The sequence below is a fragment of the Amycolatopsis sp. NPDC004368 genome (genome assembly GCF_053602515.1).
This window is the reverse complement of the sequence record NZ_JBSGDT010000001.1, coordinates 636,498-648,243: the sequence shown is the minus strand read 5'-3', so window position 1 is coordinate 648,243 and position 11,746 is coordinate 636,498. Positions and strand designations below refer to the sequence as shown.

At 72.2% G+C, this 11,746-nt stretch carries 7 protein-coding genes; 2 read left to right on the top strand and 5 right to left on the bottom strand.

Features of this window, described 5'->3' with window-relative positions:
• Nucleotides 1-189: 189 nt before the first annotated feature.
• Nucleotides 190-318 (bottom strand): hypothetical protein, encoded by a 129-nt coding sequence (locus ACWEOE_RS02990; protein WP_452003027.1) that lies wholly within the window; start codon nucleotides 316-318, stop codon nucleotides 190-192.
• A gap of 200 nt (nucleotides 319-518) precedes the next feature.
• Between ACWEOE_RS02990 and ACWEOE_RS02985 the strand changes: the two genes are divergently transcribed.
• On the top strand, nucleotides 519-1,145 hold the full coding sequence (locus ACWEOE_RS02985; RefSeq protein ID WP_452003024.1) for a response regulator: 627 nt from the start codon (nucleotides 519-521) through the stop codon (nucleotides 1,143-1,145).
• Between the two features lie 107 nt (nucleotides 1,146-1,252).
• The gene (locus tag ACWEOE_RS02980; protein WP_452003021.1) at nucleotides 1,253-2,746 is read left to right on the top strand and encodes a hypothetical protein; all 1,494 of its coding nucleotides are present in this window, start codon (nucleotides 1,253-1,255) and stop codon (nucleotides 2,744-2,746) included.
• A 251-nt stretch (nucleotides 2,747-2,997) separates the two neighbouring features.
• Here the strand turns inward: ACWEOE_RS02980 and ACWEOE_RS02975 are convergent, their stop codons facing one another.
• The 4 genes from ACWEOE_RS02975 to cydB all read right to left on the bottom strand — a co-directional run bounded on the left by ACWEOE_RS02975 (nucleotide 2,998) and on the right by cydB (nucleotide 11,570).
• Nucleotides 2,998-5,187, bottom strand: coding sequence for a hypothetical protein (locus tag ACWEOE_RS02975; RefSeq protein WP_452003018.1), 2,190 nt, complete (start codon nucleotides 5,185-5,187; stop codon nucleotides 2,998-3,000).
• A gap of 409 nt (nucleotides 5,188-5,596) precedes the next feature.
• Entirely contained in the window at nucleotides 5,597-6,739 is a 1,143-nt protein-coding gene (locus ACWEOE_RS02970; RefSeq protein WP_452003361.1) for a GAF domain-containing protein, read from the bottom strand.
• 53 nt (nucleotides 6,740-6,792) lie between these two features.
• Nucleotides 6,793-10,515 carry a thiol reductant ABC exporter subunit CydC gene (gene cydC / locus ACWEOE_RS02965; RefSeq protein ID WP_452003358.1) on the bottom strand — a complete coding sequence of 1,241 codons (3,723 nt, stop codon included), beginning with the start codon at nucleotides 10,513-10,515 and terminating at the stop codon, nucleotides 6,793-6,795.
• 44 nt (nucleotides 10,516-10,559) lie between these two features.
• Nucleotides 10,560-11,570, bottom strand: a complete 1,011-nt coding sequence (gene cydB, locus ACWEOE_RS02960) for a cytochrome d ubiquinol oxidase subunit II (RefSeq protein WP_452003015.1) — start codon at nucleotides 11,568-11,570, stop codon at nucleotides 10,560-10,562.
• Nucleotides 11,571-11,746 lie beyond the last annotated feature (176 nt).

The window sequence follows — 11,746 nt, the reverse complement described above, 5'->3', positions numbered from 1 at the left end:
GCCGTACAGAATGGCAGAAGAGCAGGTGCGGCGGAAGAGGCAGGTGGAAGCGCCGTCGTCCGTCACCGGAGAGGAAGATCGCGATGGCCCGGCCATTCGTGTCAGATACCGAAGTCGAACCACCCGTTCGGCCGCATTTCGTCTCGATCAGGCAACTTTGGCTGCGAGACAACGAATTATCTGGACCCATCAGCGGCTGGACGGCCTGCTCGTCGTCACCACTTGCTGCGCCGGAACCTTCTCCGGCGGGCGCAGGAACGCGACCAGCAGCAACGCCGCCACCGCCACCACCAGGGCCGCGACCACGGCGATCCGCATCAAAACCACACCCCGACCACGTCACCGAATACGGATATCGACGTTTCCAAAATTGCGTCCGAAACCTTCCGCACGGCGAATAGATCGCAGCCCCACCCCATTCGTTACGGACCATTTCACCGAGAATTCCCCGATCCCCCGGGACGTGTCGTCGGGCACCAGCACCGGCCGGTGGGCGCGCGAGGCCGTAACCTCGGGGTATGCCGATCCAGGTGCTGCTCGTCGACGACCACGAACTCGTGCGCCGAGGGCTGCGCGATCTCCTGGGTGACGAGGCGGACATCGAGGTGGTCGCCGAGGCCGGGGGCGTCGAGGAGGCGCTGGCGGTCGCGATGCACGTGGAGCCGGACGTCGCCGTGGTCGACGTGCGGCTCGGCGACGGCGACGGCATCACGCTGTGCCGCGAGCTGCGCTCCAAGCCCAACCCGCCGGCCTGCCTCATGCTCACCGCGTTCGACGACGAGGAAGCCATGGTCGGCGCGATCATGGCGGGTGCGTCGGGTTACCTGCTCAAGCAGGTGCGCGGCCAGGACGTGGTCAACGCCGTGCGCGAGGTCGCCGCCGGCCGGTCGCTGCTCGACCCCGTGTCCACGGCCCGCGTGCTCGACAAGCTCCGCCACCCGCCCACCGACGACCTCGCCGCCCTCACCGACCGCGAGCGCGATGTGCTCGAACTCATCGGCCAGGGCATGTCCAACCGCGAAATCGCCGAACGCCTCTTCCTGGCCGAAAAAACGGTGAAGAACTACGTCACCTCGGTCCTCGCCAAGCTCGGCATGCAACGCCGCACCCAAGCCGCCGCCTGGATCGCCCGCCGCGGCAAGTGATGCCCGAAACCGCATACCCCCCTCCGTCGTTTCGGCCGAAGGTCCCGATCGATCCGGCGTATGACCCCTGGCTGACGACGGGGTTCGACCGCAAGGTGCTCGTCGTCGTGCGCACCCTGACCACGCTGACGCGCCTGCTCGACGTCGTCTCGCTGGTCGCCGGCGACCGGCGGATCCAGCTCGTGTTCACGCACGACGAGCAGCGGCCCGGCATTCTCTCCGCCGGCGTGCCGGAAGCGCTGCGTCGGCTCGGCCCGTCGGTCATCGGCTGGGACCAGGCCAGGGAAACGCGCTTCGACCTCGCGATCGCGGCCAGCGAGAACGACGCGCTGACCGAGCTCGACGCCCCGATTCTGCTGGTGCCACACGGAATCGGCTACCAGAAGTACTACCCGGGCAGCCGCGTCACGTCCGGGCTCGATCCGGGAAAGCTGGTCCACGACGGGAAAGTGGTCCCAGCAGCCATCGCGCTCTCGCACGAAAGCCAGCGCGCGCAGCTGATCCGTTCGTGGCCGCCGGCCGCCGAGCGGGCCGTGGTCATCGGCGACCCCTGCCTCGACCGCATGGTCGTGAGCCGCCACCGCACCCCCCGCTACCGCACGGCGCTCGGCGCACGCCGGCACACGGTCGTCACGCTCGCGTCGACCTGGGGCCCCGGCTCGCTCTTCGGCCGGCGCCCGGACCTGCCCGTCGAGCTGCTGGCCTGCCTGCCGTTCGACGACTACCGCGTGGTGCTGACGCTGCACCCGGGCGTCTGGGCGGCCCACGGCCCGTGGCAGGTTCAGGCCTGGTTGCAGCCCGCCATCGCCGCGGGGCTGTCGCTCGTCCCACCCGATGGCGGCTGGCAGGCGGCCGTGCTCGCCGCCGACTGCGTGTTGTCCGACGAAGGCTCGGCGGCGCTGTACGCGGCCGCCCTCGACAAACCGGTGCTGCTCACGACCCCGCGATCCCCGACGACCGTCGCCGACTCGCCGCTCGCCGCCCTGGCACGAAGCGCGCCGAAGCTGGTGACGGAAATCGGCCTGCGCGACCAGATCGACGACACGATCACGCGCCACCGGCCGGGCACCCACGCGCCCATCCTCGCGCACGCCGTCGACGGCACCGGCGCGACGCGGCCGGCCGAGCTGCTGTACTCACTGCTCGGGCTGAACCCGCCGGACGAACCGGTTTTCCCGCCCGTCGCGGATCCGGCACCGATCATGACCCACGCGGCGGCGTTCGTCGCCGGTGTCGACGAGTCCGGTGCACTGGTGCGGTTTCCCCTCGTCGACGGCAAGTCGCCCGACCTCGAGTACCGGCACGTGCTCGCCCACGCCGTCGACGCCGAGCTGCGCCGGCTCGACGCCGCCACCGTCGTCTACACCGACGAACCCGACCGGCTGGCCGGCCTCCTCACCCACTGGCCCGCGGCCCGGCTCACCGCCACCCCGACCACCGGCGGCTGCCTCGTGCGGGATCGGGCCGGGGTGACCCACGAGCTGACGGCTGACGTCGACGCCGTGCTGCTGGCCGCTTACGCCTACGTCCGGATCGCTTCAGGCCGGCCGCTCACCGGAGATCTCAACGGCGTCGCGGTATCCGCTCGTCAACGGCCTTGAACGCGGCACCGTGTGTGCGCGACCCGCACGCGGACTGTCGACCTCGACCCCGTTCTGCTGACCGCCGTCGCCTACGTCCGGATCGCTTCCGGACCGTCCGCTCACCGGAGATCTCAACGGCGTCGTGGTATCCGCTCGTCAACGCCCCTGAACACGGCACCGCGTGTGCGCGACCCGCACGCGGACTGTCGACCTCGACCCCGTGCTGCTGGCCGCTTACGCCTGCGTCCGGATCGCTTCGGGGCTGCCGCTCAACGGCGCCGCCGCATCCGCTCTTCAACAGCCTTGAACCTCGCAGCCAACTCAGCCTGACGAGGATGCCCCGCGGCGAAGTAGACCTGCCACGCGCGTCGCCACGCTTCGAGTGCGGCCGGGAGGTCGCCGCGGGCCTCGGCGAGGGTGGCGAACGCCGTGTCGAGCTCGGCGGCGTACTGCGTGGCGCCCGACGCGTTCGCCCGCTGCCAGGCCTCGGCCAACGCCTGGGCCGCCGCGTCGTTGTGGCCCGTGAGCGTGAAAGCTTTGGCCCGCACCAGCAGGATCCGCGACTGGTTGCGGTCGCCGGTCGTGTGCCTAGCCGATTCGTCGAGCAACGCGAACGCTTCGCCGGCCCGCCCGCGGGTGATGAGCACGTTGGCCAGCATCCGGGTGTGGATGCCGAGGCTGCGGCTCGCGCCTGGCCCGGCGCTGCGGTCGAGGCGGACCGCTTCGGCCAGCAGGCTTTCCGCCTCGGCCAGCAGCCCGCCGGGTCGGGCGTACTGCCGGGCCTCCTCCTCGCGGAACCGCCCGCAGAACTCCAGCACCGACGACAGCAGGTCGGGCCGCGCGAGCTCGCGGGCGAGGGTGAGCGCTTCGTCGAGCAACGGTTTCGCCGCCGGGAACTCGTGCAGCAGGAAGTAGGCACGACCCTGCTGGCTGAGGATCCGGGTGAGCAACGACCGGTCCCCGAGCCGGCGCGCGCCGCGGATGCCCCAGTTGTTGATCTCGATCGAGAGCCGGTGGTGGCCGCGGTTGAGCATGAGCACTTCGAGTGCACCGCAGATCTGGCCCAGTTCCACATCACGGCCGCGCTCGTACGCCTGACGAGCGAGCGCGCCGTAGGTCTCGCGCGCGGCTTCGACCCAGTCGAGCGGGCGCAGGCCCTCGAACTCACCGCGAGCCTCGGGCCTCGGTTCGTACAGGCGCAGCCGGTCTTCACCGTGCGCGAGGTCCGCTGCCACAGCCTGGTCGCAGAAGAAGCCGAGCGCCCGGTCCACCGCCACGTCGGCCGTGCCCCGACGTCGCGCACCCTCCCTCACGAGGTGGTAGAGCCGCAGGCGCGACGGTCCTGTGTGCGTGAGGAACCCGGCGTCCGCGAGCTCGTCGAGGCCGTCTTCGGGCGAGCGGCCGAGCACCGCCTTCGCGCTGGCGGCGGTGAAATCGGGTCCTGGATGCGCGGCGAGCAGCGAGCACAGCTCTGCCGCTTCCGGTGTGAGCTCGGCGAAGGACTCCTCGAACGCCGCGGCGATCACGTCCTCGCCGCCGAGCTTGCCCGTCGCGCGAAAGCCTTGCAGCACCGAGGAAACCGCGCCTGGGCCCCGGGTCATCCGCCGCGCGACGCGCACCGCCGCGAGCCGCACGGCGAACGGCAGGTGGTCGCAGAGGTCCACGAGCTCGCGCGCGGCGGGCAGCTCGGCCGCGACCACGTCGGGGTGGGACAGGCGCCCGAGCAGATCGAGCGCGTCCTGTTCGGCGAGGCGGCCGAGCTCGATCGGCGGAGCGGGGAACTCCCGGCGCAGGTCGTCACCGGCCTTGATCGCGCTCACGAGCACGATGCTCTGCGGCGACGGCGGAATGAGGTCGTGCAGGTCGGTGGCCGCTTCGGCGTTGTCGAGCGCAAGCAGGAACCTCCTGCGGGCCGTGGCCGCGCGGTACTGCGCCCACAGCTGAGGTGTGTCCGTGGCGATGAGGTCGGTGCCGACGCCGAGGGTGCGCAGCACGTGCGCGGCCACCTCGGGCCGGCGGACGAGCGAACCGGACCGGTAGTCGGCGAGGTCGACGTAGACCTGGGTCGGGTACCGCTCGCGGAGATCGACGGCGAGCCGGCTGAGCAGAGCCGTTTTGCCCGCACCCCGAGGTCCGGTGAAGAGGCGGGCGCCGGGCGCGGCGACCTGGGCGCGCTCGCCGACGCGGTTCACGAACGGCTCGGCGGACGCGGGGAAATCGCTGCCGTGCGCCGTGCCGTCGGGCCGGGGCAGCAGTGCCTCGAGCTGCTCGGCGAACTCGCGATCGGAGGCGAGCAGCTCACCGATCGCCGCCACAGCGCGGGCCTCGTCGGCCAGGATCGCCTGGACATCGGCGGCGCCACGCCGCAGCTCGAGCTTGCGCGACACCACCTGTTTCAACCCGCCGAGCGCGGTTACCGCCATCGCCTTGACGACCTCCGCCGCCACTGCCTCCCACATCCTGCGACCCCCTCGTGACTGTTCGTGGCGACCCTAACAGCCGGCACCGACAAGATCGGCGTGTCGATTTTCGCGTGATCGCCGTGTACCGCCTGACGGAAATCCGCTAGGCCGATCGGAGGCTTCTCACGCGCGGGAAATCACGGTCGGCCACGGGCGATTCGGCAAGGCTCCTCCGGATTCACCCCATCGTGAGTCGAATGGATGTTCGATTTCCCGGTAGAATCGTCACCAGGAGAAAGCGAGCCATGCCGCACAGTGCCAGGCACGCGTCCTGGGGTATTTGACGATGTCGGTCGGTGTCGAAACGGGAAGCCGTACGTGCCCGTCGGAGAGGAAGGAGCGGCTCACATGACGCGTGAAGGCTGAAGCCGGATCAGCGCTGTGGGTGACGGTCGCGCACGTGCGACTAGTCCAGAGGGAGATCAAAAGCGACGAGCGTGCCGAGGCTCGGTGAGGAGTTGATGAAGAACTTCCCGCCGGCGGCGTCGGCGCGTTCGGCGAGGTGGCGCAGGCCCCGGGTGGCGACGCCTTGGGGGACGCCGGATCCGTTGTCGCGCACGCGGAGTTTCACGCCGTCGCGGTCGCGGGTCAGGGTCACGCGCGTCTCGCTCGCGCCGGAGTGGCGGACCACATTGGACAGTGCCTCGCGCAATGCCGCGCGGATGTGGTCGGCGCGTTCGGCCGGGATGTCGGCGAACTCGCCGGAGAGCTCGAGCGTCGGCGGGTAGCCGAGGAGCTCGCCGGCGATGCGGACTTCGCCCCGGGCGGACTCGGCGAGGTCGGTCGGCGTGCCGGTGTCGTGTCGGGGTTCGGGTGAGCGCAGGGCTCGCACGGTGCCGCGGATTTCCTCGATGGTCTGGTCGAGCTGGTCGATCGCGTCGGACAGGCGCGCGCCGTCGGCTTGGGCGAAGCGCTTGCGCATGTTGCGGCGCACGCGGTCCAGCTGCATGCCGGCGCCGTAGAGGCGTTGCACGATCACGTCGTGCAGCTCGCGGGCGATGCGTTCGCGCTCTTGGTAGAGCGTCACGCGGTGGCGGGCGTTGGCGCCTTCGGCGAGGGCGAGCACCACGCCGGCCTGTGCGGCGAACGCGACGAGCATCTCCACGGTGCCCGCGGAAAACGGTTCGCGGCCCTGCAGGCGGTAGACAGTGAGCGCGCCCAGAACCCGTCCACCGGAGCCGAAGGGGGCGGCGGCGAAGGGCCCGAAGCCACGCAGCTCGTCGGGCACGAACGGCGCGGTGCGCGGGTCGACCACGAAGTTGTCGCTGACCACCGGCTCGCCCCCGCGGGCGACGCGCCCGGCGGCGGAGTCGGCGGGCAAGGTCAGGCCCTGCAGCGCGCGGCCGGTGCCGCTGGTGTCGACGGCGGCCTCGACCACCACGTGCCCGTCGTCGGCGCTGACCATGGCCAGCCCGAGGTCGGCGTCGGCCAGCTCGGCGGCACGGATCACGACGGTGTCCAGCACGGCTTCCGGATCGTCGCCGGACAGCGCGGTGCTGGTGATCTCGGTGGCGGCGGACAACGCCCGCGCGGCAAGTGTCGGGTCCATGAGCAACCCCGACCCTAGCGCGTGCTTGCGCCCCGGATCCGGAATCGTGACCGTCACCAATCACCCCTCGCGGCCGCCGGCACCGCTTGCCGCACCACGACCCGGCCGCCGCGGACCTCGAAGACCACGTCGGCGTCGAGCTGCTCGTCGAGGTTGTGGGTCACGTGCACGACCGTGCGGTCGGCGAGTTGCGCACGCAGCGTGGCGCGCAGGGTGCGAGCGGTCCGTTCGTCGAGGTGGGCGGTGGGCTCGTCGAGCAATACGAGGTCGGCCGACGGCGCGGCCAGCAGCGCCCGGGCGAGCGCCACCCGCTGGGCCTGCCCGCCGGAAAGCCCGGTGCCGGCGCTGTCGAGCACGGTTGCCGCGTCGAGTTCGGGCAGCTGCGCGAGGTCGAGGGCGCGCCGCACGTCGTCGTCGGTCGCGTGGGGGTCGGCGAGCCGGAGGTTTTCCGCGACGCTCGTCGACACCAGCATCGGCTCCTGCGGCGCCCACGACACCCGCCCGGGCACCGTCGCCTCGCCCGCCCGCGGCTGCAGGAACCCCAGCAACGCGGCCACCAGCGTCGACTTCCCCGCGCCACTCGGCCCGACGACGGCGAGGTAGGTGCCGGGCTCGACGTCAAGCGTCACGTCGTGCAGCACGGTCTCACCGCCGGGCCAGCCGAAGTCCGCGCCACGCAACCGGACCGCGGACCCGGCCTCGGCGGGCGTCGGTGCGGCGGCCGAGGCCTCGATGTCACCCAGGCGAACGCGGGCAGCGCGAAGCGTGTCCCAATGCGTGGCGACAGGGGTGAGCAATGACAGGACTTCGGCCAGCGCCAAGGGAACCAGCGCCAGCAGCGGCGTCATCACCCCCGCCAACGCCCCCGCGGCGACCGCCGGCGCGGCGAGCATCGCGCTCCCCACGGCGGCGGCACCGGTCGCCAGCACGATGAGCGCGTCGGCCGCGCCACTGCCGAACGCTTGGCGGCGCGTGGCGGCTGTCAGCTGCGCGTCGGTGGCCAGCAGCGCACGACGGCGGGCCGCGGCGGTGCCGTAGGCGAGCAGCTCACCCGCCGAGGTGAAGAGCACGAGCACCCGCGCGGCGACGTCACGCCGCCCGGCGGCCAGCACGGCCGTCGCCCGCCGTTCGGCGAACAGCGCAAGCCGCGGCGCGGCAAGGCTGATCAGCACGGCCGCGGCGAGCAGCGCCCCGGCCGCCGGCAGAACCACCGTCTGCACCGCGACCGCCCCCACCGCCACCAGGCCGACCACCACCGGCGGCGACACCACGCGCGGCAGCAGATCGCGGACCGTGTCGACGTCCGTGACGAGACGGCGCTGCCCCTCACCCGCGGCCAACGCCCGCGCCGGCCCGAGCCGCACGAGCGCATCCCACAACCGAACCCGCAACCGCCCGGCGATGCGGAACGCCGCGTCGTGCGTGACCAGCCGCTCCGCGTACCGCAACGCCGCGCGCCCCAGCCCGAACGCCCGCACCCCCACCACCGCGACGGTCAACGTCAGAATCGGCGGCTGCAACGACGCTTTCGCGATGAGCCACCCGGAGGTCGCCGTCAGCGCCACGCCCGCGAGCAACGCCACCGCTCCCAACACGGCCCCCGCCACCAGCCGCCGGTCCAGCAACAACCGCCACGGCAACGCTCGCCCCGCGCCCTCGCCTCGCTGGGACGTGGCTCCAGCCGACGGCTTCTCGTCCCCCACCGCCACCGCCGCCGCCCGCTCGTGCGCCGCGACCACCGCCGCCGCCCCACCGGCCACGGCCCGCTCGACCGCGTGCAGCACGCGCCGCGCGTTGACCTCGTCGAGGTGCGCGGTGGGCTCGTCGAGCAACAACAGCCACGCCCCCGCGCGCACCTTCACCAACGCCCTCGCCACGGCCACCCGCTGCCGCTGCCCCAATGACAACTGCTCGACGGGCCGCTCCTCCAACCCCGCCAACCCGAGCTCCGCGAGCACTTCGGTGACCACCCCGGCCCCCACGGCCCCCGCCGCGGCCGAGCCCCCGGCCCCAGTCGAACCACCGCCGAGCGCGGCCAACCCACCGGTGGCGCCCACACCAGCGCCAACGACAGTAGAAGCCGCACCGCCAATGTCGGCCGACCCGCCGCCAAGAGCCGAGTCCGCAACACCAGCGCTTCCAGCAACGACGACGTCCGCTGCCGCGTCAAACTCAGCCAATCCGCCCACACCGGCCCCCGCAGCGGCCGAGCCACATGCACCAGTCGAACCACCGCCGAGCGCGGCCAACCCGCCGGTGGCGCCCACACCAGCGCCATCGACAACAGAAGCCGCACCGCCAATGCCGGCCGACCCGCCGCCAAGAGCCGAGTCCGCAACACCAGCGCTTCCAGCAACGACGACGTCCCTTGCCGCGCCGAAACCAACAGAACCGCCCGCACCGGTCCCGTCGAAGGCGCTGGTCGAGCCGGCGGCAGCCGAACCGACGCCGCCAGCCGCACCCGCAACACCAGCGCCGCCGGAACCCGACACTTCCTCGCGGACCGTCCCCCCGCTGAACACCGGCGATTGCGGCACCCACGCGACATCCGCCCGCCACCGGTCCACGTCCACCTCGGGCAGCGGGACCCCGCCGATGGTGATGGAGCCGTCGTAGGTCGGGACGAAGCCCAGGAGCGCGGCCAGCGTGGTCGACTTGCCGCCGCCGCTCGAGGCGCGCAGCCAGACGGTTTGGCCGCGGCCCACGGAGAACGACGAGCCGTCGGGGGCGAAGCCGTTGCGGCGGGCCACGCGAAGGTTCGACACAGTGAGTTGTCCACAGGGCGGAACCCGCGTGCCGAACTTCGGGGCGGGTGTGGACAGCACGTCGCCGACGCGGCGGACGGCCTCGACGCCGTCCTCGCTGGCGTGGAAGGCCGCGCCCACCGCGCGCAGCGGCTGGTAGCACTCGGGCACCAGGATCAGCACGCCCAGGCCGATGGCGAGCGGCAACGACCCCGACACCAGCCGCACGCCGATCACCACGGCGACCAACGCCACGGACAACGTCGCGACCAACTCGAGCACGAAGGCCGACGAGAAGGCGACCCGCAGCGTCCTCAGCGTGGCGCGCCGGTGGCGTTCCGAAACGCGCGCGACGGTCGCGGACTGCGCGTCCGCCCGGCGGAAGGCCGTGAGGACCGGCAGGGCACGCACCAATTCCAAGAGCAGCCCGGACATGCGGTGCACGGCGTCGGTCGCGCCGGCGACCCGGTCGGCGGTGAACTTGCCGACCAGCACGGCGAACAGCGGCAGCAGCGGAACCGTCAGCACGACGATCACCGCCGACGGCCAGTCCGCCCACAGGATCGCCGCGCCGGCCGCGAGCGGGACGACGAAGGCCGTGACCAGCGCGGGGAGGTACTCGCGGAAGTACGCGTCGAGCGCGTCGAGCCCGCGGGTGACCAGTTCGGTCAGCGAGCCGTCGCCGCGGCGCGCGAGCCACTCCGGGCCCAGCCGCAGGGCGTGGGAAACGACGCGGGCGCGCAGGTCCTGCTGCGCCGTCGCCGCGGCGCGGGCCGAGACCACCCGCACCGCCCAGCCGGCCAGGGCCCGGCCCGCGACGAGCGCGAACAGGGCGGCCAGCTGAGCGGTGCGGCCCCCGATCCCCGTGGAGACGATGGCCGCCAGCACGTCGGCGAGCAGAAAGGCCTGCGCGACAAGGAAAGCGGCGTTGACGAACGACAGCACCGCCACCAGGAGCAGCGCCCGGCGCGCGGCCGGCCCGAGAGCCGAGAGCGCGCCGAGCGGCCCCTTGCCCGGCCGCACCTGGTCCACTGTGGACCTCGGGGCGGAAAGGGTGGCACGGCCGGGAAGCGTGATCACGGTGCGTGCACCGCCGGGATGTGCTGGACGCCGATGCGCTTGCGGAAAACCCAGTAGGTCCAACCTTGGTAGGCGAGCACAGCCGGCGCACCGAACGCCGCGACCCACGTGATCACCTTCAGCGCGTACGGGCTCGCGGCAGCCTGCGCGATCGTCAGCGAATTGGCCGGATCCCCGGTCGACGGCAGCACATTCGGGTACAGCGCCCCGAACATAGTGACCACGGCCGCCACGATCACCACGCCGAGCGCGGCGAACGCCTGTCCGTCACGGTCGGCGCGCAACCGCAGCCACGCGACGATTGCGGCAAGCACGCTGACCACAAGCGCGAACCACGTCCACCCCTGCCCCGCGCGCACCTGCACCACCACGAGGAACGCGACCAGCGGCAGCAACGCCACCGGCAGCAGCCGCAACGCCAGCACCCGCGCCCGCTCCCGCACCTCGCCGGACGTCTTCAGCGCCAGGAACGCCGCACCGTGCACCAGCGCGAACCCGACCACGGCGAGCGCACCCAGCAGCGTGTCCCACCGCACCGCCTCGAACGGCGAGCCGACGCGGTTGCCGGCGGCGTCGAGCGGCAGGCCGAGCACGGTCGTCGCGAGCAGCAGCCCGACGCCCAGCGGCGGGATCCACGAGCCGACCATGATCACGCGGTCCCACGTGCGCCGCCAGCGCTCGGAGTCGACCTTGCCGCGGTACTCGAACGCCACCCCGCGCCCGATCAGCGCCAGCAGCACGAGCAGCAACGGCAGGTAGGCAGCGGAGAACAACGTCGCGTACCAGCTCGGGAACGCCGCGAACGTGGCACCCGCGGCGACGATCAGCCACACCTCGTTGCCGTCCCACACCGGGCCGATGGTGTTGACCAGCACGCGCCGCTCGGTGTTGTCGCGCCCCAGCACCGGCAGCAGCATCCCGACGCCGAAGTCGAACCCCTCGAGGAACAGGTACCCGAGCCAGAACAGCGCGATGATCCCGAACCACACCAGCTGCAGCGTCGTCATCGCTCACCTCCACAGCGCCCGAACCCACAGCGCTCGAATCCACAGCGCTCGAACCCGCAGTGCCCGAACCCACAGCGACCCTGAGTTATCCACAACCCATCGAGTTGTCCACAGAAGGCCTGTGGGTAACTCTCGCGGGTGGTCACCCGACCACGCTGGGTTCGATCCACCATCAC